Origin of the sequence: Stenotrophomonas sp. I18B00994 (assembly GCF_014145825.1) — a bacterium.
Lineage (GTDB): Bacteria > Pseudomonadota > Gammaproteobacteria > Xanthomonadales > Xanthomonadaceae > Stenotrophomonas > Stenotrophomonas maltophilia.
Window position 1 is genome coordinate 38,215 of the sequence record NZ_JACIUW010000019.1, and the last position, 22,389, is coordinate 60,603.

General features: G+C 68.0%; 18 protein-coding genes. 4 read left to right on the forward strand and 14 right to left on the reverse strand.

The features are described 5' to 3' along the window. Positions 1–30: 30 nt before the first annotated feature. Positions 31–2,595 (reverse strand): bifunctional lysylphosphatidylglycerol flippase/synthetase MprF, encoded by a 2,565-nt coding sequence (gene mprF / locus H4O10_RS17625; RefSeq protein ID WP_005414230.1) that lies wholly within the window; start codon positions 2,593–2,595, stop codon positions 31–33. 192 nt (positions 2,596–2,787) lie between these two features. Here mprF and H4O10_RS17630 point away from each other — a divergent pair, with 192 nt between their 5' ends. After that, positions 2,788–3,135, forward strand: coding sequence for a RidA family protein (locus H4O10_RS17630; RefSeq protein WP_005410556.1), 348 nt, complete (start codon positions 2,788–2,790; stop codon positions 3,133–3,135). Between the two features lie 157 nt (positions 3,136–3,292). Here the strand turns inward: H4O10_RS17630 and rnfB are convergent, their stop codons facing one another. The 9 genes from rnfB to H4O10_RS17675 all read right to left on the reverse strand — a co-directional run bounded on the left by rnfB (position 3,293) and on the right by H4O10_RS17675 (position 12,577). Then, positions 3,293–3,706, reverse strand: a complete 414-nt coding sequence (rnfB, locus tag H4O10_RS17635; protein WP_049454082.1) for an Rnf electron transport complex subunit RnfB — start codon at positions 3,704–3,706, stop codon at positions 3,293–3,295. 24 nt (positions 3,707–3,730) lie between these two features. Continuing rightward, positions 3,731–4,321: an HAD family hydrolase gene (locus H4O10_RS17640; RefSeq protein ID WP_005414141.1), complete on the reverse strand. Its 591-nt coding sequence runs from the start codon at positions 4,319–4,321 to the stop codon at positions 3,731–3,733. 78 nt (positions 4,322–4,399) lie between these two features. Further along, a complete protein-coding gene (gene metG / locus H4O10_RS17645) occupies positions 4,400–6,487 on the reverse strand; it encodes a methionine--tRNA ligase (RefSeq protein WP_049454054.1) in 2,088 nt (695 codons plus the stop codon). 102 nt (positions 6,488–6,589) lie between these two features. Further along, the gene (locus tag H4O10_RS17650) at positions 6,590–7,033 is read right to left on the reverse strand and encodes a DUF2147 domain-containing protein (RefSeq protein WP_005410552.1); all 444 of its coding nucleotides are present in this window, start codon (positions 7,031–7,033) and stop codon (positions 6,590–6,592) included. Positions 7,034–7,575: 542 nt separating this feature from the next. Continuing rightward, positions 7,576–7,980 carry a VOC family protein gene (locus tag H4O10_RS17655; RefSeq protein ID WP_180845671.1) on the reverse strand — a complete coding sequence of 135 codons (405 nt, stop codon included), beginning with the start codon at positions 7,978–7,980 and terminating at the stop codon, positions 7,576–7,578. Then, positions 7,977–9,047 carry a serine hydrolase domain-containing protein gene (locus tag H4O10_RS17660; protein ID WP_049453105.1) on the reverse strand — a complete coding sequence of 357 codons (1,071 nt, stop codon included), beginning with the start codon at positions 9,045–9,047 and terminating at the stop codon, positions 7,977–7,979. The genes H4O10_RS17655 and H4O10_RS17660 overlap by 4 nt, the downstream gene beginning before the upstream one ends. A gap of 16 nt (positions 9,048–9,063) precedes the next feature. Then, positions 9,064–11,004 carry a DUF885 family protein gene (locus H4O10_RS17665; protein WP_049403489.1) on the reverse strand — a complete coding sequence of 647 codons (1,941 nt, stop codon included), beginning with the start codon at positions 11,002–11,004 and terminating at the stop codon, positions 9,064–9,066. 95 nt (positions 11,005–11,099) lie between these two features. After that, on the reverse strand, positions 11,100–11,885 hold the full coding sequence (locus tag H4O10_RS17670) for a queuosine precursor transporter (RefSeq protein ID WP_012480937.1): 786 nt from the start codon (positions 11,883–11,885) through the stop codon (positions 11,100–11,102). Next, positions 11,882–12,577, reverse strand: a complete 696-nt coding sequence (locus H4O10_RS17675; protein ID WP_005414135.1) for a DUF502 domain-containing protein — start codon at positions 12,575–12,577, stop codon at positions 11,882–11,884. Before H4O10_RS17675 ends, H4O10_RS17670 begins: the two co-directional genes overlap by 4 nt. Positions 12,578–12,653: 76 nt before the next feature. Between H4O10_RS17675 and H4O10_RS17680 the strand changes: the two genes are divergently transcribed. Beyond that, positions 12,654–13,970: a hypothetical protein gene (locus tag H4O10_RS17680; protein ID WP_049403488.1), complete on the forward strand. Its 1,317-nt coding sequence runs from the start codon at positions 12,654–12,656 to the stop codon at positions 13,968–13,970. Positions 13,971–13,977: 7 nt separating this feature from the next. Here the strand turns inward: H4O10_RS17680 and H4O10_RS17685 are convergent, their stop codons facing one another. The 4 genes from H4O10_RS17685 to trxA all read right to left on the reverse strand — a co-directional run bounded on the left by H4O10_RS17685 (position 13,978) and on the right by trxA (position 18,805). Further along, positions 13,978–14,430: a DUF4442 domain-containing protein gene (locus H4O10_RS17685; RefSeq protein ID WP_049453107.1), complete on the reverse strand. Its 453-nt coding sequence runs from the start codon at positions 14,428–14,430 to the stop codon at positions 13,978–13,980. A 74-nt stretch (positions 14,431–14,504) separates the two neighbouring features. After that, positions 14,505–16,130 (reverse strand): CHASE2 domain-containing protein, encoded by a 1,626-nt coding sequence (locus H4O10_RS17690; RefSeq protein WP_033835328.1) that lies wholly within the window; start codon positions 16,128–16,130, stop codon positions 14,505–14,507. Then, positions 16,127–17,794, reverse strand: a complete 1,668-nt coding sequence (locus H4O10_RS17695; protein WP_049453109.1) for a FecR domain-containing protein — start codon at positions 17,792–17,794, stop codon at positions 16,127–16,129. Before H4O10_RS17695 ends, H4O10_RS17690 begins: the two co-directional genes overlap by 4 nt. A gap of 153 nt (positions 17,795–17,947) precedes the next feature. Then, the gene (gene trxA / locus H4O10_RS17700; RefSeq protein ID WP_005410542.1) at positions 17,948–18,805 is read right to left on the reverse strand and encodes a thioredoxin; all 858 of its coding nucleotides are present in this window, start codon (positions 18,803–18,805) and stop codon (positions 17,948–17,950) included. A gap of 124 nt (positions 18,806–18,929) precedes the next feature. On the opposite strand from trxA, the gene H4O10_RS17705 reads away from it, so the two are divergent. Both H4O10_RS17705 and leuS read left to right on the forward strand, forming a co-directional pair. Then, on the forward strand, positions 18,930–19,532 hold the full coding sequence (locus H4O10_RS17705) for a DUF998 domain-containing protein (RefSeq protein WP_049453111.1): 603 nt from the start codon (positions 18,930–18,932) through the stop codon (positions 19,530–19,532). Between the two features lie 105 nt (positions 19,533–19,637). Next, the gene (gene leuS, locus H4O10_RS17710; RefSeq protein WP_049453120.1) at positions 19,638–22,280 is read left to right on the forward strand and encodes a leucine--tRNA ligase; all 2,643 of its coding nucleotides are present in this window, start codon (positions 19,638–19,640) and stop codon (positions 22,278–22,280) included. Positions 22,281–22,389: the final 109 nt, after the last annotated feature.

Consider the following 22,389-nt stretch of genomic DNA (forward strand, 5'->3'; position numbering starts at 1 on the left):
GCGCCGGGCCATGCCCGGCGGCTCAGGGCTTCAGTTACGCCGCGGGTCCAGAGAGATCAGACGCGTGGCATCCAGCAACGCGGCCGGCAGGTGCATGCCGCCGGGTGCTGCCAGATAGCGCGGTCGCCACTGCGGGTCGAACTTCGACTTGAAGCGGCGCAGGCCACTGAAGCCATAGAAGCGTTCGCCATGCCGCGCCAGCAGGCCGGCCAGTCGGTTCCAGCGCCCAGCAAGGCGATGCTGGGCCAGCCCGGACAGCGGCGCCATGCCCAGCGAGAAGCGCGCATAGCCCTGAGCGCGGCCCCACAGGAACAGCTCGATGAACAGGAAGTCCATCGTGCCCTTCGGTGCCTCGTTGACGTGGCGCATGAGGTCCACCGACAGCTCGGCGCCGGCCGGTGCCTGCCACAGGTTGGCGAATGCCACGATCTGGCCCTCGGCTTCGACCAGTGCCACCGGGAAGCGCGCCAGGTAATCCGGATCGTAGCTGCCCAGCGAGAAACCCTTCTCGTCGCCGGCCTTGTCTTCCAGCCACGCGTTGGAGATCGCGTGCAGACGGGGAAGCAGGCTGGGAATCTCTTCCACCGGTGCCACGCGGAACGAAAGGCCCCCGCGCTTGCCACGGTTCCAGGCCTGGCGCAGATCGGCGCGTTCGCGGCCTTCCAGGCCGAAGTCGTGCAAGGGCACGATCGCTTCCTCGCCCAGCTTGACCAGGCCCAGACCCAGGTCGAGATAGGTCTGCCAGTAGGTCTCGCCCACCTGGTAGAACACCGGGCGCAGGCCGAGCCGGTCAGCTTCCTCGCGGAAGCGCCATATCAGCGCGCGCGCCACATCAGGCGGGCCGACCGGATCGCCCATCGCGATCAGCGAACCGCCGTAGCGCTGCATCATCACGAAGCCCTGTTTCGCATCATCGCGCAGCACCGCCTTGTCGGCGGTCAGTACCAGGCAGGCCTGGGTATCGGTGGCACCGGCCAGTACCGGCGCCAATGATTGCAGCGTGGCCTCGTCGGCGGCTGGCAGCGGGCTGCGCGTACTGTGCAGCAGCCGCGCCAGGCCGAACATCACCAGCGCGATCGCCACCACCAGCAGCGCACGCAGCGCACGCGGTGCGTTGCCGGATATCGCAAACTGCCACCACAGCTCGTTCTGGTACTCGACATGGCTGTAGGTGAAGAACAACAGCCAGGTGACCGCCACCAGTACCAGGCCGAGGTTGCGCAGCCATGGCCACGACCATGCTTCATCGAGCAGCGCGCCCTGGCGGTAGAACTCGCGGCGTGCGGCCCACAGCGCCATCGCCACCAGCAGGGCGGAGACCGCGATCAACGGTTGGCCACCGCGCAGCCACAGTGGCAACGGGGTGATCACGCACACGGCCATCGCCAGCATCCATGCGGCATGGCTGCGCCGGGCCAGGCCCTGGCCGATCAGCAGCAGGGCGACGCCGCTGAGGCTCCCGATCAGATGGGACGTTTCCAGGATCGGCAGTGATGCGTTGACCAGGTGACGGCGCGGCGTGGGCAACGTGCCGTCGATGACCAGCGCAGCACCGATGCTGAACACCGCCAGCGCGATGATCTGCGGCAACCATGGGCGCAGCGCGTTCCAGCCGGCACGGGTTGCCCCGGCACTGGCCTGCAGCGGCTGGCGTAGCGCGGGTGCAAGCGCGAGCAGGGTGGCCAGCAGCAGGGGCAGCACGTAGTAGGTGACGCGGTAGATCAACGCCGCCGCCAGCACCGCAGCCGGTGCCACCTGTGGCAGCAGCTTCAGCAGGCTCCATTCGAACACGCCAAGGCCGGCGGGCACGGTCGAAACCAGGCCGGCCAGCACCGCGACCAGGTACAGGCCGACGAAGCCAGGCAGGCCGGTCGGCGTCGAGTCCGGAAGCAGCACATAGAACGCGGCACTGGCCAGCACCAGCTCGATCACGCTGAGCACGGTCACCCCGATCATCGTGCGCCGGTCGGGCAGCCACAGCGCATGGCCGAACACGCTGAACTGGCGTCCATCGCGGCCGACCAGCAGCAGGGTGGCCGCATAGGCCAGCAGCGCGACGATGCCGACCACGCGCACCGCATCCGGGTCCAGCGGCAGGGCAAGCGCCGCTGCCGCCGGTTCCATGCACAGCGCCACGCTGATCAGCAGCCACGCACCGAACACGAAGCCGAGCGTGCTCATCAGCACGACCTGGCCGATCTGCGCCAGGTCGAGGCCGGCGGTACGGTAGCCGCGCAGGCGCACCGCACCGCCGGTGAGCGCGGCAAAGCCCACGGTCTGGCCGAGCGTGTGTGCCAGGAACGCGGTGATGCCGATGCGCGCCGGATGCACGCGGATGCCGCTGCGGCGCAGGCCGATGGCATCAAAGCCGATCAGGCAGGCATAGCTGGCCAGGCCCAGCACGACAGTAAGCGCGATCTGCGTGCCACTGAGCTGGTGGAAGGCATGGCGGATGGCGCGGTAGCCGTTCTCATCGAACTCGTTGGCCAGGCCGTGCAGCGCCAGCGCAAGGATCAGCAGCGGGATGACGATGGTGAGGACCCGCTTCCATGCCGGGGTGGAGGGAGCGGTGGCGGGGTCGGTGGTTTCGGTCATCGGCGCAAGGGTGCGTCAGGGAGGGCGAGGGCGGTGTCAATGCAGCCGTGGCGCATCGTGCGCCTGTCGCTGGCATTTGACCAGCGTCGCTGTCGGAAGCCGGTAGTGACCGTGTGTGGAAGGCTGCCCTGCACCCATCGTTGACCGGTTTGGAGGACAATGCAGGCCTGATCACCCGCAGGAGCCACGCCCATGATGGAGCGTTACGACGTCGGACCGCGCATGTCCGAAATGACCGTGTACAACAAGGTCGCCTACCTTTCCGGCCAGATTCCGGAAGACACCAGCCAGGACATCACCGGGCAGACCCGGCAGGTGCTGGCCGAGATCGACAAGCTGCTGGCGCTGGTGGCCAGTGATCGCCAGCACGTGCTGCGCGCCGAAGTGTTCCTGGCCGACATGGCCGATTTCGACGGCATGAACAAGGCATGGGATGAGTGGGTGGTGGAAGGTGCGACCCCGGCGCGCGCCACGGTCGAGGCCAAGCTGGCCCACGCCGACTGGAAGGTCGAGATCGTGGTGACGGCGGCAGTGCCGTAACGGCAAGGTCACCTCCCAGCAGTGGAGGGGGGGGTAGAGCCGACTGTTAGTCGACTGTCGCGCGCAGCGCGGGGTTTTGCGCCGCCGGAACGAAGAGCAGTCGACTAACAGTCGACTCTACCCCGCCGCTCCGCCGCTCCGCCGGTTGGTCCGGTGGCTATGCCGGCACCAGCTCGATGCAGTCCACCGGGCACGGCGGGATGCACAGCTCGCAGCCGGTGCACAGATCGGCGATCACCGTGTGCATGTACTTGGCGCCGCCGACGATGGCGTCCACCGGGCAGGCCTGGATGCACTTGGTGCAGCCGATGCAGTCGGCTTCCACGATCAACGCCACCTGCGGCGCCTTGTGCTCGCCGCGCGAACGATCAAAAGGAATCGCCGGTACGCGCAGAACCTGGGCCAGCGCGCGTGCACCGGCATCGCCACCGGGTGGGCAGCGGTCGATGCCTGCCTCGCCGCGCGCCATCGCCTGCGCGTACGGTCGGCAACCGTCGTAGCCGCATTGCCCGCATTGGGTCTGCGGCAGCAGGCGGTCGAGGCGTTCGGTCAGGGGCGGGATCAGGCTCATGCGTGGCGAAGGCTGCGCGTCGGGTTACTTCAGGGGTTTGCCGCGGAACCAGCGCTCGTGGGCCAGCGCCAGCATCGGCTTGTCTTCGGAACTGTCACCGTAGGCATGGATGCGCACGTAACGCGACAGATCGAACTGGCGACGGATGTGCTCGACCTTGCGCGGGCCACAGTCGCCACCGGCGTAACGGCCGGTCAGGCGTCCGTCCTGACATTCCAGCCGGTTGCAGATCAACTGCAGGCCCAGCTGCTCGCACCACGGCCGCAGGTACAGGTCCAGCGAGCCGGACACGATCACCACGGTGTGCTGCTGTTCCTTGTGCCAGCGGATCTGCTCCAGCATTTCCGGGCGCACCACGTCGGGCAGGAACTCACGCGAGAAGCCGGCGGCCAGGGTGGCGATGTCGTCACTGTGGCGGTCGCTGAAGGTCAGGCGGGTGACGCGCGCGCGGATGCGTTCGGCCGAGATCAGCTTCAGCTTGTACGCGAGCAGCCACGGGCCGACCTTCCACCACGCCTGCGCCAGCTGTTCGGCGGTGGCCACGCGGCGCAGGAAACGGCCATAGGTATCGCAGGTGGTCACGGTGTGGTCGAAGTCGAACAGCGCCAGTTCCATTCCGTTGCCTCCCATCGCGTTGCCTCCGCTGGCCAATGCTGCCGGCGGGCGCGGCCGAGGCCACGCCCGCTACGGGCATCAGCGGACCGGCATGCCCGGCTGCGCGCCGCTGTCGGCGTCCAGCAACGCCAGCGCACCGCCGTCGAAACCGGCCGACAGGATCATGCCTTCGCTCAGGCCGAAGCGCATCTTGCGCGGGGCCAGGTTGGCGATGAACACCACGCTGCGGCCGACCAGCTTCTCCGGCTCGCCGTAGCTGCCACGGATACCGGAGAAGATCTGGCGCTTGCCCAGTTCACCTGCATCCAGCTCGAAGCGCAGCAGCTTGTCCGAACCGTCCACGAACTCGCAGACCAGCACCTTGCCGATGCGCAGGTCGAGCTTGGCGAAATCGTCGATGCCGATGTAGGCCGGCGCGTCGGCGCTCTTTGCTTCGTCCTTGGCCGGGGCCGGGGCGGCCGGCTTGGCCGCTTCGGTCCTGGCGGCGGGGGCGGCAGCGGCGGCCGCGGCCGGCTGCAGGGTGTCCTTGGAGGCGTCGATCATGGCGTCAATCTTCTTCGGGTCGATACGGGTGAACAGCGGGGTGTAGTCGGTGATGCGGTGGCCCAGCAGCGGCTGTGCCAGTTCGGTCCAGTCGTTCACCGGCGCGGCCAGGAAGGCTTCGGCCTGCGCGGCGGTGGCCGGCAGCACCGGCTTCAGGGCGGTGACCAGCACGCGGAACAGGTTCAGGCCCTGGCTGCATAAGGCCTGCAGCTGCGCATCGGCGCCTTCCTGCTTGGCGATGACCCACGGCTTGACGTCGTCGATGTAGCGGTTGGCTTCGTCGGCCAGGGTCATGGTCAGGCGGATCGCCGCGGCCGGGTCGTTGCGCTCGTAGGCTTCACGGATCGGCGCCAGGCCATCGACGAAGCGCTGGTACTGCGCCGCATCGGGCAGCTGCGCGGCCAGCTGCCCGTCGAAGCGCTTGCTGATGAAGCCGGCGCAGCGGCTGGCCAGGTTGACGAACTTGCCGACCAGGTCGGCGTTGACGCGGGCGATGAAGTCACCCAGGTTCAGGTCGAGATCGTCGACGCCACCGCCGGACTTGGCGGCGTAGTAGTAGCGCAGCGCTTCCGGTTCCAGGCCGGCATCGAGGAAGGTACGCGCCATCACGAAGGTGCCACGCGACTTGCTCATCTTGGCGCCGTCCACGGTCAGGTAGCCGTTGACGTGCAGACGGGTCGGCGCGCGGTGGCCGGTACCGTGCAGCACCGCCGGCCAGAACAGGCCGTGGAAGTTGACGATGTCCTTGCCGATGAAGTGGTGCAGCTCGGTGGCGGTACCGGCGCGCAGGTGCGCCTCGAAGTCCTCGCCGATCCTGCCGCACAGGGTCTGGAAGCTGGACAGGTAGCCGATCGGCGCATCCAGCCAGACGTAGAAGTACTTGCCCGGCTGGCCAGGAATCTGGAAACCGAAGTACGGCGCATCGCGCGAGATGTCCCACGCGCGCAGGCCACCTTCGGCATTGAGCCACTCACCCAGCTTGGCCTTCACGCCCGGCAGGGCGACGTCGCCGGCCAGCCATTCGCGCAGGAACGCGTCGAAGTGGCCCACCTCGAAGAAGAAGTGCTCCGAATCGCGCATTTCCGGCGTGGCACCGGAGATGACCGAACGCGGTTCCTTCAGGTCGGTCGGCGCATAGGTAGCGCCGCACACTTCGCAGTTGTCGCCGTACTGGTCGGGGCTGCCGCAGTTCGGGCAGATGCCCTTGACGTAGCGGTCGGGCAGGAACATGCCCTTGGCCGGGTCGTAGAACTGCGCCACCGAACGGCGGCTGATGTGGCCGGCCGCTTCCAGCTTCAGGTAGAACTGCTCGGTCAGCGCCTTGTTGGCTGCCGAATTGGTCGAGTCGTAGTGGTCGAAGGCCACGCCGAAGGCGGCGAAGTCACGTTCGTGGCTGGCCTGGATGTTGGCGATGAAGGTTTCCGGGGTGACCCCGGCCTTTTCCGCGGCCAGCATGATCGGCGTGCCATGGGTATCGTCGGCGCAGACAAACCAGGCCTTGCCGCCACTCATTCGCCGCGCACGCACCCAGATGTCGGCCTGGATGTAGCCGACCAGGTGGCCCAGGTGCAGCGGGCCGTTGGCGTAGGGCAGGGCGGTGGTGACGAGCGCGGTACGGGTCATGGTCGCGGGGTGAAGCCGAGGGGAACCGCAGAGTATCGCATGCCCGCAACGAGGTGACCCGGCCGGGGCCGGGTCACGGGGATGAAGCGGGGGCCGGGGCGCTTATTCGCGCTGCCAGGTCTGCGCGCGGCAGATGAAGGCGATGCAGCCGGACACGTCCAGCCTGGTGCCGCCGGGCTGCAGTTCCATCTTCGACTTGTAGGTCTTGCCATTGGCCGGATCGAGGATGGTGCCACCGGACCACTTGTTGGCGCCGTCGGCCTTCAGGTTCCAGAGGATGGTCATGCCCTTCACCGGCTTGTTCCTGTTGGCGCCTTCACAGCCGTCACAGACCGGGTTGGGGCCCTTGTCCGAGTGCAGGATGTCGACCACCTTGCCGGTCAGGGTGCCGTTGGCGGCCTGGGTGATCTCCACGATCGACTTCACCTTGCCGGTCTTGTCGTCGATGGTCTTCCAGCGGCCGGCGGCGCCATCGGCGGCCTGCGCCGAGAGCGCGGCCAGGCACAGCGGCAGTGCCAGCAGCAGGGTCTTGAAGGTCTTGCGCATGGTCCCCTCCCAGGGTTCATTCCGGCACGATGCCGGTACGGGTCGACTGTATACCCATTCGGCGGGGTATGGGGAAGGGGGGCTTTGCAGGGCTGCGCCCTGCACCCGCGGTAGTGCCGGCCGCTGGCCGGCAACCTCAAAAGCAAAGACGGCTATCCGTGGGATGGCGGGGTGGGTCCGGTTGCGGGGGGCGCTGCAAGTCCCCCTCCGGGACCCGGCCCAGCCGCTGGCGGCTGTGCGTTCGGGCGCTTGCGAAGCAGTGCTTCGCAAGCAAAGCGCCCTCACCCATGTAAGCTCGGTCGCCGCTTGCTCGTGGGCGCAGTCCTGCGCACACGGCAAGACCGGGGTTGGGCGTCCTGCCCAACCCGCCCGAGGCATGCCTCGGGCCCATGCGGCTCACGCCCCCGCAACCGGACCCACCCCGCCTTCGACAGGTCTCCGCGATCTGTTGGAATGCCACGGCCTGCTCTTGGTGGGTGTCGACCTTGGTCGACACGTAGATCCACGCCATGCGTGGATGGGCCTCCGCGATTGAAAATCGCTCACGCGATCTCGTACAGCTCCAGCGGCAGGTCGTCGGGGTCGGCGAAGAAGGTGAAGCGTCGGCCGGTGTATTCGTCCACGCGGATCGGTTCGCAGGCGACACCATGCGCGGCCAGGTGCTGGATGAAGGGTTCCAGTGCAGCGACCCGGAACGCGAGGTGGCGCAGACCCTGGGCCTCTGGGCGGCTGGGACGGGGCGGCGGCGAGGGGAAGGAGAACAGTTCCAGCTGGCCGCCGTCGGGCAGGGCCAGATCGAGCTTCCAGGAATCGCGTGCGGCGCGGTGGTTCTCGGCCAGCACGCGCAGGCCGAGGATGCGCACGTAGAAGTCCTTCGAGCGTGCGTAGTCGCTGCAGATCAGTGCGGCGTGGTGGATGCCCAGCAGGGCGTCGGAACCGGGGGTCATTGCAGGGTGTCCAGCCAGCGCTGGGCGATCTTCTGCGCCAGCGGATAGGGTTCGGGGTCGTTGCGGTTGGTCAGCACGATCACGGTCAGGTGCTTCTCCGGGTGGCGCACGATCACGTTGCGGAAGCCGATGCTCTCGCCGCTGTGCCATTGCACCGGACCATTCAGCCGCCAGCCGAAGCCGTAGTGCGGCACATCCGGTTCGGGCGTCGATGTCGCGGGGCTGAACATCGCCCGGCGCGAAGCCTTCGACAGCAGGCGGTCGTCGTACAGCGCCGCATCCCAGCGGGCGAGATCGTCCAGCGAGGAGTAGATCCCGCCGTCTCCCAGTACAGCGCTGGTAGTGCTCTGGTCGGTGCGCTGCCAGCGGCCATCGATCCTGCTGTAGCCATAGGCGCGTGTGGCGACCGTGTCCACGCCGTCCTGGTGGGCCACGGTATGCGCCATGCCCAGCGGGCGGAAGATGCGTTGTTGCAGGAAGGCGGCGAAATCCTGGCCGGATGCGCGGCCCACGATCAGTGCCAGCAGTGCATAGCCGCTGTTGCTGTAGCGGTACTGCGTGCCCGGCGCGAAGTTCAGCCGGTCCTGGCGCGACAGCAGGGCCAGCACATCGGCATCGTGTACCTGCCGCGTGTCTGCCGGGTCCATCAGGTCTTCGTAGTCGAGCAGGCCGCTGGTATGCGAGAGCAGGTGGCGGAGGGTGATGCCCGCTGCAGCCGGTGGCAGCTCGGGCAGCCACTGCCGGGCCGGCTGGTCCAGCCCGAGCCGGCCGTCTTCCACCAGCAGCAGCACCGCCGCGGCGGTGAACTGCTTGCTGACCGAGGCCAGCCGGAAGTTGCTGGCGGCTGTGACCGGGGTGCCGTCTTCGACCACCGCAAGGCCGTAGCCACGGCGGAACACCGGCTGCCCGTCATGCAGCACCAGCACTGCGGCGCCGGGCACCTGGCCATCGTAGGCCTGCATCAGGCCGTCGATACCGGCATCCGGTGGGGTCAGCACCGGTGCGGCGGCGCCCGCCAGAGGCAGCAGGCCCAGCACGGCGGCGAACAGGGCGACGGCAGGGCGCATGGTGGCTCCGGAAGCGTCAGGGCGAAAGTGTGGGCGCAGCGCTGGCCGGCTGTGCCATCCAGCGCTCCATCTTGCGGTCCAGCACGTCCAGAGGCATCGAGCCGTCTTTCAGCAGTTCTGCATGGAAGCGGCGCAGATCGAAGGCTGCGCCCTGGCGTGCCTTGGCCTTGTCGCGCAGGGCAACGATGGTCGTCATGCCGGCGACGTTCGACAGTGCCTGGCCGGGCTGGGCCATGATCCGCTCGACTTCGGCGTTGGCGTCATCGCTGCTCATGTCCACCGTCTTCTGCAGGTAGGCCACGGCCTGCTGCTTGCTCCAGCCCTGTGCATTGACGCCGGTGTCGGCGACCACGCGCGCGGCGCGCAGCAGGCGCGAGTACAGGTAGCCGATGCGGTCGTAGGGATCGGTGTAGGCGCCGAGATCTTCGCCCAGCGTTTCGGCGTACAGGCCCCAGCCTTCGACGAAGGCGAGATCGCCACCGAGGCGGCGGAAGCGTGGCAGCTTGGCCAGCTCCTGCTGCAGGCCCAGTTGCACGTGATGGCCGGGAATCGCTTCATGCAGGTACTGCACCGGCACGCTCCAGCGCTTGCGGCTGGGCAGGTCGCGGGTGTTGATGTACAGCACGCCGGGCTGCCCGGGCGGCGACGGCTGGTAGGCGGCAGCGGCGGCGGTCAGCGCCCGTTCCGGTTCCACTGCGCGTACTTCCAGCGCGGACTTCGGCAGCGTATCGAGCACCTGCGGCAGGCGCGCGTTGACCTGCTGCTGCACCTGGCGGTAGCGGCTGATCAGTGCATTGGCATCGCTGTACTGGAACTGGCGATCGTTGCGCATGCTGCGCAGCAGCTTTGCCGGCGTGCCACGCAGCTTGGCGTCCTTCATCACCGTGGCGATCTGTGCCTGCAGTTCCTGCACGCGTTGCTCGCCCAGCGCGTGCAGCTGCGCGGCGGTCTGGTCGCTGGCGGTGGTCTGCACGATCAGGTTGGCGTACCAGGCCTGGCCGTCGGGCAGCGCGCCCATGCCGCTGCTGGCGCGCGTGGCCGGCAGGTACTCGGTGGCGATGAAGCCGCGCAGGGCGCGGTAGGCGGGCATGATGCGCAGTTCGATCATGCGCTTGTACTCGGCACTGATGCGCGCCTTGTCTTCGGCCGCAATCGTGTTCGGCATGGTGCGGATCGGCGACCAGAAGATGCTCTCTTCAGCGGTCGGCTTGATCACTGCATCCAGCTGCGGCAGCACCTTCTCCATCAGGTCGCGCGGCTGCACCACGCCGGCCTTCATGCCCTGGCGCATGTTGTCGATGGCCTGGTCGAACAGTTCGGGAATGCCGAGCGAGCGGCGCGACCAGGTGTCATAGTCCTGCACGGTGTTGAACGGCTGCGCGCCCGCGCCGGAGCCGAGGATCGCCATGATGCTGCCGATGTTGTAGTACTGGCTGATCGGCATCATCCAGCTCGGGTAGCGCTCGGCAGCCAGCGAGGCGCGCGCGTCACGTACGAAGATCTCGTAACTGAGCAGGTCCTGGCCCTGCAGGCCATCGCTGCCGAGTTTTTCGACCTTGCCCAGCCACTGCGTGGTGAAGTCGTGCGACTGCTGGCGCCAGGCGGCGGACAGGATGTTGGGTAGCTGGTCGTTGTAGCGCGGTTCGCCCTGGAACGTGGCCTGCAGCGGGTTCAACCGCATCGAGGCATCCCAGTACTCGTCGTACAGCCGTTCCAGCTGCACCTGCTTGGGCACGGCACGGGCCGGTGCGACCGGACGCGGCGCAGCGCGGCGCGCCGAACTGCCACGGGCCGGTGCGGTGGCACGGGCGGGCCTGGCCTTGGGCTTGGCGGCCTGGCGGGTCTGCGCAGCGGCAGGGCGGCTGGCCTTCTTCTTCGCTGCTTCGGCCGACGGCACGGCACTGAACAGGAACAACGCGGCAATGGCAGCGGCCAGGACGCGGGGGGAATACGGCATCAAGAAGCTTCCGTGGAACACAGATCGTGGAGCTTGCACGATCCGCGCGCGTACGGCCAGCGTGAAGACGCAGTCAGCTTGGCGGCGCTGGGGCTTCAGTCAGCCGCAGCGGCGGCGCGCAGTGCCGCCGCGCGATCGGCGCCCAGATAGCGGGTGATGGCACGCCGCATCAGGTACAGCAACGGAATCAGGGCGACCGCAAAGCCCATCTTGTACACGTAGTTGACGCTGGCGACCGCAAGGAACAGCGAGGTCGGCCAGTGTTGCGGGCCCAGCACGAAGGCGATCCAGATCACCACGAAGCTGTCCACCACCTGCGAGATCGCGGTCGATCCGGTCGCACGCAGCCACACGTGGCGTTCGCCGGTGGCCTGGCGGATGCGGTGGAACACCGCCACGTCGATCAGCTGGCCGAGCAGGAAGGCCACCAGCGAACCGGCAATGGTCCACATGCCCTGGCCGAACACGGCTGCGAACGCGGCCTGGTAGTCGGGCACACCGTGGCCATCCATCGACGTGACCCACCAGCTGGCCGGCGCCAGCGAAATGGCCGCGAAGGCGAACAGGAAGCCGTAGCCGATCAGCACCACCGCCAGCCACGAGATGAAGCGCACGCCGCGCTTGCCGAAAAACTCGTTGATGGTGTCGGTCATGATGAACACCACCGGCCACAGCAGGGTACCGGCGGTGAAGCTGAGCGAGCCGGTCTGGCCGAACAGGTTCCAGTTCAGCGGGGCGATGCCCAGGGTGTCTTCCAGCGCGAAGATCTTCACCCCGATCAGCTCGGCCAGCACCGCATTGCCGCAGAAGAACGCGGCCAGCACGATGAACAGCAGGACCGCGCGGTCCTGCAGCGGGCGCTCGATCGGCGCCGGGGTCATTCGGTGCGTTCGCCGGTGCGTTCGCCGGCGCGGGTGAACGGCACGCTGGACGGTGCGACGGCGCCGCCGGAAATGATGAAGCTCATGGCCTGGTCGACGGTCCAGTCAGTCGGGGTCAGCAGTTCCACCGGCACGATTTCCAGGTAGCCCGAGGTCGGGTTCGGCGTGGTCGGTACATACACCGCGGCCAGCTCACGGTCGGTGCCGTGTTCCTTGATCACGCGGGTGACCAGTCCGACCGATTTCATGTCGCGGTGCGGGAAGTCGATCAGCACCACGCGCTGGGTGCTGCCCGGTTCGGTCTGCAGCATGTCCAGCAGCTTCTTTGCGCTGTCGTAGATGATGCTGGCCAGCGGAATGCGCTTGATGACCGCGCCCACCCAGCGCAGCAGGCGCTGGCCGAGCACGCGGCGGCTGGCCACGCCCACCGCCAGGATCACCAGCAGGGTGGCCAGCAGGGCGATGGTGTCCTGGATCCATTCGGCGCGGACCCAGCCGAGGTAGTGCGGGAAGCTTGTCGCGATCTGCTCGGACAGCGGTACCACCAGCGGGCTGGAAATGCCCGACAGCAATACGAACACGAACTTGACCACGACCCAGGTCAGCCAGATCGGCAGCAGGGTCAGCAGGCCGGTCAGGAACAGGCGCTGCAGGGAGGGGCGGGGGACCAGGGCGGGGGCTTCGAGCGACATGTGCGCATTGTAGCGGTCACTGCCGGTCGATTACGCTGGTGGATCGACTGCGGCAACGAGCCATGGAAGGGAAGCTGTGTTGAAGATTCTGCGCGGACTGGGCTGGACCCTGGCGGGCCTGCTGCTGTTGACCATCGTGGTGTGGTGCGCCTCACGCATGTGGCCGGTGCCGGAATCGCGGTTGCAGGCGCAGAAACGGCTGGAAGCGCGGCTGCCGGCGAGCGGGCGCAACGGTTATGCCCTGTTGTGGACGCTGCCGTTCGACGATCTGGATGCCCGCCAGCGCGAGCAGGCGTTGGCCGAGGACGTGCGCCGTTGGGAGGCCGACCTGCGGGGCAGCAGCGGCGGCCAGACACACCTGGTGGCCAACCATGCCGAGCTGCGCTCGCGGCCCGGTGCCAGTTGCGGGCCGGCCGCCCGCGGCTGCCTCGCCCAGGTCCGCGCGGACCCGCAACGCTTCGTGGAGGCCCATGCCGGGCACCAGCAGTTGCACGCGCGGCTGGATCAGCTCGCCGAAGCAGACTACTTCGTATCGCCGTTCCAGCCGAAGGGCGAGGGCATCCTGGTGCCGATGCCGACCTACGGGCTGGTGGTCGATGCCACCAGCGCACGCGCGCTGGCGTTCGTACAGGGTGACATCGACGGTGCCCTGCGCGGCAGCTGCCGGGGAGTGCAGCTGGGCCGGCGGCTGGTGCCCGGTGGCAGCTATCTGGTCGAAAGCATCATCGGCGCCAGCCTGGTGCAGGCCAACGCGCAGCTGCTGGCCGACATGCTGGTCGAACTGCCTGCCGATCGCCCGCTGCCGGCCGAATGCGAACAGGCCATGCAGCCGATGCGGGCCGACGAGCAGAGCCTGTGCCGTGCGATGCAGGGCGAGTATGCGATGAACCGGGTGGCGATCGAGACCTCGGCGCGGGAATTCGGCGGCGCGCTGGTACTGGACCGCAGCAGCACCCTGGCCCGTGCGGCCGGCAATCTCGGTTGGGCCTGTGGCGCGACGGCGACCGCTGCGCTGGAGGCGGACCGTCCGTTGCCGGTGCCGGCGCCGCCGCAGCGTGACTTTGGTTGCCTGTCGAACGTCATGGGTTGCCTGTTGACCGACATTGCGGGTCCGGTCTATCCGGCCTATTCGTCGCGCACCCAGGACGCCGCGGCGATGCTGCGCCTACTGGGTGCACAGCGCTGGCTGCGGCAGCAGCCGGGGGATCCGGTGGATGCCCTGCAGCGGTTGCCGGCGCAGTTCGCCTCGCCGGTGCGGGTGCCGCGCTTGTCGGCGGATGGCCGCCATCTACAGGTGCCGCGGCGCTCTCCAGCGCGCAGCGCTGATGAGAACCCGTGGCTGTCGGTACCGCTGCAGGCGGAGCCAGCTTCGACTGCATTGGCGCGCGATTGAGGCGCGCTCAGCGTGCGTGTGGCTTCAACCGCAGGTACACCTGCTTGCGGACCTGTGCGACCACCTCGCCGCTTTCATCGATCACGTCGTTGCTGAACCAGCGCAGCACCTTCTCGCCACTGGCCGCTTCGGCGCGCAGTTCATCCAGCAGCGCGTCGTCGATGCGGAACGACGTCCGCACGATGCCACGGCCCGGCTTGAGGAAGTCGATGGTGCCGGCGCGGTCCCACACGTAGTAGTCGCGGCCGAGGGTGTGCAGCAGGCCGAGCATCCAGAATGGATCGGTCATCGCGAACAGGCTGCCGCCGAAGTGGGTGCCGACGTAGTTGCGGTTCCATGGCCGCAGGCGCAGCTCGACATCGATCTGCCGGTAGTCGGGGGTGATGCGGGTGACGTGGATGCCGGTGAACAGGAAGGGCGGCCAGAGGTTGATGCCGAAGCGGAACAGACAGGCGTTCATGCGGATCCGGGGGCGCTGGGCGAGGTGTCCAGTCTAACCATTCGCATGCGTATGTTGCACCCTGGTGGTGCCGGTCACGCGCCGCCGTCGATCACATACCCGTCGCGCCCGTTGGCTTTGGCCTGGTACAGCGCGGTGTCGGCCCCTTCGACGAAATGATGCGGATGCAGCCCGCCTTCCGGTACCCGGGTGAACACGCCGATGGTAAGCGTCACCCGGTCGTCGCTGCCGTCACCGTGTACCGGCAACGCACGTACGCAGTCGATCAGGTCCTGGATGACAAGCCGCGCGCCTTCGGCCGGGGTATCGGGCAGTACCAGTGCGAATTCATCGCCACCGTAACGCGCGGCCATGTCGCGCGGCCGCCGCGCATGCGCGCCGATCAACCGGGCGACGTCCCGCAGCACGCGGTCGCCGACCTGGTGGCCATGGCGGTCGTTGTGGCGCTTGAAGTGGTCGACGTCGATCAGCGCCAGGCTCAGTGGCTTGCCGTTGCGTCGTGCGGCGTCGCATTCCTGCTGCAACGCCTGTTCGAAACGCAGGCGATTGCCAAGGCCGGTCAGTGCGTCGCGGTTGGCCTGCCGGTGCCAGGCCGAAATCCGCCAGATCGCCCAGGCCAGCAGGACCAGCAGGACGCCCAGCAGGGCGGTGGCTGGCGCCCACCAGAGGTTGATGGTGCGCAACAGCAACCAGCTCAGCAGAGGGGCAAGCGGCAGCGAACTCAGCGCCGCCAGCCACGGCAGGCGCAGGCCGAGCAGGATCACGCACAGCGCCACCAGCACCGCGCTGATGGTGTGCTGCCAGAAGCGGGGCAGCACCTCGATCTGCTTGTGCTGCAGCAGCATCGAGGCGATGTTGGCCTGGTACTCGCTGCCGCTCATCCAGAACTCGCGGGTGGTCGGGGTCAGCAGGCGCGGTGCGATGCCGCTGGCGGTCATGCCGACGATGATGCGGCGGCCATGCAGCATCGCCATGTCCACGTGGCCATCGAGTACGTCTGCGTAGGAAACCTGCGGCAACTGCTCGGGAGGTCCGGCATAGCGCACCCGCACGTAGTCGTTGCGCCGCCATTGATAAGGCGAGCCCACCTCGGGATCAGGGTCGGGCAGTCCGCGCACCGCGCCCGCGGGCAGGCCGGTCAGGGCCAGCCCGAGCGCCGGCCAATGCGCCTTGCCGATGCCCGCATGCAGGTAGATGCCGCGGGCGACGCCGTCGCTGTCCACCTCAACGTCGGTGTGGCCGATGGCGGCGGCACTGGCCGCGATCTGCGGAACCGGCAGCATTTCCTCGGCCATGCGATCACCGGCTGCCGGTGCGGCCAGCACCGGCAGCACCACCCGGCCATTGCGACGGATGGCCGCGGCCAGCGCCTCGTCCTGGCGGCTGTCGCGGCGGTCCGGCTCGGACAGCATCAGATCCAGCGCGACCCGTTCGGCACCGGCATCGGTCAGGCGATCCAGCAACCGGGCGTGGACCGAGCGCGGCCACGGCCATTGGCCGATGCGTTGCAGGCTGCCTTCGTCGATGGCCACGATCAGCACGCTAGGGTCGGGTCGATAGTCCCAGTTGCCGACCATCGCGTCGTAGGTGGCCTCGTCCTGCCGCCACAGCCATTGGCCCTGGCTGGCGACGAGGGTCAGTATCCCGGCCAGCATGGCCAGCAGGATCCGCTTCGACCACGGCAGCGGCGAGCGCCTCACAACAGCAGCCACAGCAGCAGAGCACCGCCGCCGGTGCCATAGCAGAGGCGGCACGGCAGGGCGATCTGCTGGGCAGGCGAGAACTCGCCGGCATGGCCGTCATCGTCGATGTACTGCACGCGCACGTGCAGGGTGCCGCGCCACGGGCGCTTGAAGCTGACCTGCGGTTCGGCCACGGTTTCGTCGACCAGGGGTGCCTTGAAGTCGCCGCGGCGGTCGACCTGCACGCGATAGCGCTGGCCTTCGCTGCCGGCCTGCCAACGCAGGGTCAGTTCACCGTGCGCGGCCTCGGGCGGTTGCAGCGCAGGATCGACCGGCTCGTTGCTCAGCTGCAGTGGCAGGGCCTGGCCATAGCGCCCCTGGTGCCCATCGGCACTGCGGGAGGCGATCCGCCAGAAGTAGTGACCCGGCGGCAATGGCTGCGCCAGGCGCAGGTCGGTGCCGGTGCTGGTCTGTTCCTGCAGTGGCTGTACGAAGGTGGAATCAGCCGCGATCTGCAGCACGCTGCTGCGCGCACCGGGGGCCTGGCTCCAGCGGAAACGCGGGCGGTCGCTGTTGATTGTCTGTCCATGCAGCGGGGTCAGGGTCAGCGGCGGTGGGGGCTGGTCGCTGAGTTCGAAGTCGGCACTGGCGTCGATGCCTTCCACACCCTGCGCATCGACCGCGCGCAGCAGGATGCGCAGCTGGCCCGGCGGCAGATCGCCGATGGCCAGGCGGGTATCGGGGGTGGTGGCAGCGAACAGCAGGATCTCCGGCGTGGCTGCCTCTACCACTTCAACGCGGTAGTGCGCGGCGCCGGTGACCGGAGTCCATGCCAGCAGCGTCGGCAACGGGGCCAGGCGCAGTTCATCGTTGCGCAGCTGCGGTGCCGGCAGCAGTGCGGAGACTGCGTCCGGTGCGGCGTCTGCGCTGGCGCTGCGGGTGGCCTGTCCGGGCTGGACCATGCGCTGGCCATGGGCGTTGCCGACCTGCACCTTGCCCTGCAGGACCTCGGTGGCCGCGGCATCACGACCGTCGCCGGCACTGACCCGGAAGACGGTGCCGCGCACGCTGCTGGTGGCGGTGGGCGCATCGATGATGTAACGCGATGCCGGGCCGCGCGCGGGCGTCACCCGATTGCTGGCGCGGCCCTGCTGCAGGCGCAGGCGGGTGTCGACCATGCCGGTGTGGCCGTAGCGGCTGAGCTGGTCCAGGCGCAGGCGCGAGTACTCACGCAGCTGCAGGCGCGACGCATCGGCAAATTCCAGCGTGACGCTGGATTCGCCCTCGGTCTGTACGGTGTCTCCGATATGCAGTTGCTCGCCGGCCTGGATGGCGCGGCTGGCGCTGCCGTCTCCACTGGACAGTTCGACCTTGCCGCGGACCGAGAGCACCCGCGCCGGTGCCGGTTCGATGCGCAGCCAGCTGATGGGGAAACGCAGCAGCTGGCCAGGCGGCAGCCGGTAGGGGTTGTCGATTCGGTTGTGCTGCTGGAGCTGTTGCCAGCGCACCGAGGGTTTCAGATACACGCCACCCAGATCCCACAGGGTGTCGCCGGGGCGGACCCGGTAGTTCCAGTCCTGCGCGGCGGCGATGGCCGGCAGCAGAAGCAGGGCACAGAGCAGGGCACAGAGCAGGGCGCCCTGGAAGCGCATGGCAAACAACAGCGAGCGGACGAAGGTCACAGTTTTGCAATCCCGGCAATGCGGGGGTGCAGCTGCAAGACCCCATGGCCCCGACCTCATCCCCCCGAACGGATCGTGGCGGCCCTACGGCCGCCATCGTGCGCATTATTGCCCGCGTCCAGTGCAGGGATTCTGAACGAACCCGGCTTCCGTTCAGAACAGCAGGGAGGCCATCCTGCGGCGGTACTGGCCGACCAGGTCCTCGTCGGAGATCACATTGAAGGCATCGATCAGCGCCTTGCGCGGCAGGCCTTCCTCGAAACTCCGGTCGATCCGCAGCATTTCCAGGAACTGCGCCAGCGCGGCTTCGTCATGGCCGCCGAGCAGCAGCTGCACGCCGCGCAGGTGGCGAGCCTTGAGGTCATTGCCGTTGGCGGCGATGCGCGCGTCCAGCACCTCGGCGGCCGGGGCGTCCTTCAGGGCAGCGGCAAAGGACAACCGGGCGCGGGCGCGCACGGCGCGGTCGTCGGTGGCCAGGTTGGCGGGCAGGCCGTCGATCAGCGTACCGGCTTCGTCCACGCCGCCGATCTGCAGCAGGGCCAGGGCCAGGTCGAGCTTCAGCTCGTCCTTGTCCGGCTCGGCGGCGATCTGCGCACGCAGTACGTCCACCTGTGCCTGCGGATCCAACGGCGCTTCGTCCTCGGCGGCAGTGTCGCCGACGTCGGCCGGCACGATGCCGTGCTGGGCCAGGAACTCACGCAGCTGGCCTTCCGGGATGGCGCCGGGGAAGCCGTCCACCAGCTGGCCGCCCTTGACCAGGAACACGGTCGGCACCGAGCGGATCTGGAAGGCGGCGGCGATCTGCTGTTCCTTGTCGACATCGACCTTGGCCAGCTCGAAGGCGCCGTTGTATTCGGCGGCCAGCTTTTCCAGCATCGGCCCCAGGGTCTTGCAGGGGCCGCACCACGTGGCCCAGAAGTCGACCAGCACCGGCGTCTGCAGCGACTTCTGCAGGACTTCGGCCTCGAAGGTCGCAGTGGTGGCGTCGAATACGTAGGTCGTCTCGGTCATGGGGGAGGCATCGATTGGCATCTGGAGACCGATTCTATGGTGACGATCGATGCCAGTCTCAACCCGGACTGCGGCAAATGCCCGACAATGCGTCGTTCCCGCCGCCGTTGCTCCTGGAGCCCGCATGACCTCCCCGTCTTCCCTGTTGCGTCTGTCCGGCCCCGCCGCCGCACTGCTGTTCGTGCTGGCGGTGCTGGGCTTCGGCGCCGGCCTGGACGGCTATGCACAGGCCATTCACCCGGTGGCCCTGCTGGGCGCACACGGCGTGCCGCACGCGTTGGCCTTCAATCTGCTGGGCTTCGTACTGCCGGGCCTGTTGGCGGTGGTCGTGGCCGAGTGCCTGCGCCGACAGCTGCCGGCCAGTGCTGGCTGGGCGCCGCGGGTGGGCAGCCAGATGCTGTTGCTGGGCGGACTGGCCTTCACCGCGATGGGCTTGATGCCGCTGGATGTGGACGATCTGCACGGGCCGGCCAGCCAGCTGCACGCCAGTGCCTGGATGATCTGGGTGCTGGGCTTCGTCGCCGGCACCCTGTTGCTGGGCATCTCGCAGCTGCGCCAGACGCACGGCCGCGCCCTGGGCGGGGTGGCGATCGCCTGTGGCGTGCTGGCGGCGCTGGCTGCCTTTGCGCTGCAGGGCGTGCTGCCGGCGCCGCTGGCACAGCGGCTTGCATTCGCCTGCTGGGCGGTCTGGCTGGCGCTGGCCCTGCCGCTGTCGCGACCGCGCTGAGACCGGCTCCGGGCGCTGGCGGGGCCGGCGGTCGGCGGGCAGGATTGGAGACGTTTGCCGCACTGCGGTACGCTGTACCGCTTTGCCGCCGCATCCGCGTGTTCCATGACCAGCGCTGAAACCAACGCCTACGACCCGCAGCAGGTTGAATCCGCCGCCCAGAAGTACTGGGACGCCACCCGTGCCTTCGAAGTCGACGAGACTTCGGACAAGCCGAAGTACTACTGCCTGTCGATGCTTCCGTACCCGTCCGGTGCGCTGCACATGGGCCACGTGCGCAATTACACCATCGGCGACGTGATCAGCCGCTACAAGCGCATGACCGGCCACAACGTGCTGCAGCCGATGGGTTGGGACGCGTTCGGCCTGCCTGCGGAGAACGCGGCAATCAAGAACAAGACCGCACCGGCGGCCTGGACCTACAAGAACATCGAGCACATGCGTGGCCAGTTCAAGGCCATGGGCTATGCGGTGGACTGGTCGCGCGAATTCGCCACCTGCCGCCCGGACTACTATGTCCATGAGCAGCGCATGTTCACGCGCCTGATGCGCAAGGGCCTGGCCTACCGCCGCAATGCGGTGGTGAACTGGGATCCGGTCGACCAGACCGTGCTGGCCAACGAGCAGGTCATCGATGGCCGTGGTTGGCGTTCCGGCGCGCTGGTCGAGAAGCGCGAGATCCCGCAGTGGTTCCTGCGCATCACCGATTACGCCCAGGAACTGCTGGACGGCCTGGATGAACTGGACGGCTGGCCGGATTCGGTCAAGACCATGCAGCGCAACTGGATCGGCCGCTCCGAGGGCCTGGAAATCCAGTTCGACGTGCGTGATGTCGACGGCACTGCGCTGGATCCGCTGCGCGTGTTCACCACCCGTCCGGATACCGTGATGGGCGTGACCTTCGTGTCGATCGCCGCCGAACATCCGCTGGCCCTGCATGCGGCGAAGAACAACCCGGAACTGGCTGCGCTGCTGTCGGAAATGAAGCAGGGTGGCGTGTCCGAGGCCGAGCTGGAAACCCAGGAAAAGCGCGGCATGGACACCGGCTTGCGTGCCATCCATCCGGTCACCGGCGAAAAGGTGCCGGTGTGGGTCGCCAACTTCGTGCTGATGGGCTACGGCACCGGTGCGGTGATGGCTGTTCCGGGCCACGACCAGCGCGACAATGAAGTGGCAAACAAGTACGGCCTGCCGATCAAGCAGGTGATCGCGCTGAAGGATCCGCGCAACGACGACGAGCGCACCTGGGATGGTGCCCGCTGGCAGGACTGGTACAGCGACAAGAACCGTGCCTTCGAGCTGGTCAACTCGGCCGAATTCGATGGGCTGGATTTCCAGGGCGCCTTCGAAGCCCTGGCCGAACGCTTCGAGCGCAAGGCCCAGGGCCAGCGCCGCGTCAACTATCGCCTGCGCGACTGGGGCGTGAGCCGCCAGCGCTACTGGGGTTGCCCGATTCCGGTGATCTACTGCGACAAGTGCGGTGCGGTGCCGGTGCCGGAAGAGCAGCTGCCGGTGGTGCTGCCGGAGGACGTGGCGTTCTCGGGGACTGGTTCGCCGATCAAGACCGATCCGGAATGGCGCAAGACCACCTGCCCGGAATGCGGCGGCGCGGCCGAGCGCGAGACCGACACCTTCGACACCTTCATGGAGTCGAGCTGGTACTACGCCCGCTACACCTCGCCGGGTGCCCGTGATGCGGTCGACAAGCGCGGCAATTACTGGTTGCCGGTCGACCAGTACATCGGCGGCATCGAGCACGCGATCCTGCACCTGATGTATTTCCGCTTCTACCACAAGCTGCTGCGCGACGCGCGGATGGTGGACAGCAACGAACCGGCACGCAACCTGCTGTGCCAGGGCATGGTGATCGCCGAGACCTACTACCGCCCGAACCCGGACGGCTCGAAGGACTGGATCAATCCGGCCGATGTGGAAGTGCAGCGCGACGAGCGCGGCCGCATCACTGGCGCCACGCTGATCGCCGACGGCCAGCCGGTGGTGGTCGGTGGCACTGAAAAGATGTCCAAGTCGAAGAACAACGGCGTGGACCCGCAGGCGATGGTCGACAAGTACGGTGCCGACACCGTGCGCCTGTTCTCGATGTTCGCCGCCCCGCCGGAACAGTCGCTGGAGTGGAACGAAGCCGGCGTGGACGGCATGGCGCGCTTCCTGCGCCGCCTGTGGGCCCAGGTGCAGAAGCACGCCGCCGACGGTGCCGCCCCGGCGCTGGACGTGGCCGCGCTGGACGCCAACCAGAAGGCACTGCGTCGCAAGACCCACGAGACCATCGGCAAGGTCGGTGACGACTATGGCCGTCGCCACAGCTTCAACACCGCCATCGCGGCGGTGATGGAACTGATGAACGCGCTGGCCAAGTTCGAGGACGGCAGCGAGCAGGGCCGTGCGGTGCGCCAGGAAGCGCTGCAGGCCATCGTGCTGCTGCTGAACCCGATCACCCCGCATGCCAGCCACGCCCTGTGGCAGGTGCTGGGCCATGGCGAGACGCTGCTGGAAGACCAGCCGTTCCCGCAGGCCGACACCGGTGCGCTGGTGCGCGACGCGCTGACCCTGGCCGTGCAGGTCAACGGCAAGCTGCGTGGCACCATCGAGGTGGCCGCCGACGCTGCACGCGAGCAGGTCGAAGCACTGGCTCTGGCCGAGCCGAATGCGGCCAAGTTCATGGAAGGCCTGACCGTGCGCAAGATCATCATCGTGCCGGGCAAGATCGTGAACATCGTCGCTGCCTGATGCATCCTGGGCCGGTCACCCACGCGGTGGCCGGTACCTTCCCGGTGCGGGGCCATGCACTTGATGGCCCTGCATTCACGCGGCTTCGGGCAGGCTGTGTGTTGCCGTG

What these genes read in the sequence shown, in the direction of transcription:
- mprF (WP_005414230.1), bottom strand. Translation starts at nt 2,595, where the DNA reads ATGACCGAAACCACCGACCCCGCCACCGCTCCCTCCACCCCGGCATGG.
- H4O10_RS17640 (WP_005414141.1), bottom strand. Translation starts at nt 4,321, where the DNA reads ATGGAACTGGCGCTGTTCGACTTCGACCACACCGTGACCACCTGCGAT.
- H4O10_RS17655 (WP_180845671.1), bottom strand. Translation starts at nt 7,980, where the DNA reads ATGACCCCCGGTTCCGACGCCCTGCTGGGCATCCACCACGCCGCACTG.
- trxA (WP_005410542.1), bottom strand. Translation starts at nt 18,805, where the DNA reads ATGACCGAGACGACCTACGTATTCGACGCCACCACTGCGACCTTCGAG.
- H4O10_RS17705 (WP_049453111.1), top strand. Translation starts at nt 18,930, where the DNA reads ATGACCTCCCCGTCTTCCCTGTTGCGTCTGTCCGGCCCCGCCGCCGCA.
- H4O10_RS17675 (WP_005414135.1), bottom strand. Translation starts at nt 12,577, where the DNA reads ATGTCGCTCGAAGCCCCCGCCCTGGTCCCCCGCCCCTCCCTGCAGCGC.
- rnfB (WP_049454082.1), bottom strand. Translation starts at nt 3,706, where the DNA reads ATGAGCCTGATCCCGCCCCTGACCGAACGCCTCGACCGCCTGCTGCCG.
- H4O10_RS17685 (WP_049453107.1), bottom strand. Translation starts at nt 14,430, where the DNA reads ATGAACGCCTGTCTGTTCCGCTTCGGCATCAACCTCTGGCCGCCCTTC.
- metG (WP_049454054.1), bottom strand. Translation starts at nt 6,487, where the DNA reads ATGACCCGTACCGCGCTCGTCACCACCGCCCTGCCCTACGCCAACGGC.
- H4O10_RS17630 (WP_005410556.1), top strand. Translation starts at nt 2,788, where the DNA reads ATGATGGAGCGTTACGACGTCGGACCGCGCATGTCCGAAATGACCGTG.
- H4O10_RS17670 (WP_012480937.1), bottom strand. Translation starts at nt 11,885, where the DNA reads ATGACCCCGGCGCCGATCGAGCGCCCGCTGCAGGACCGCGCGGTCCTG.
- H4O10_RS17650 (WP_005410552.1), bottom strand. Translation starts at nt 7,033, where the DNA reads ATGCGCAAGACCTTCAAGACCCTGCTGCTGGCACTGCCGCTGTGCCTG.
- leuS (WP_049453120.1), top strand. Translation starts at nt 19,638, where the DNA reads ATGACCAGCGCTGAAACCAACGCCTACGACCCGCAGCAGGTTGAATCC.
- H4O10_RS17665 (WP_049403489.1), bottom strand. Translation starts at nt 11,004, where the DNA reads ATGCCGTATTCCCCCCGCGTCCTGGCCGCTGCCATTGCCGCGTTGTTC.
- H4O10_RS17660 (WP_049453105.1), bottom strand. Translation starts at nt 9,047, where the DNA reads ATGCGCCCTGCCGTCGCCCTGTTCGCCGCCGTGCTGGGCCTGCTGCCT.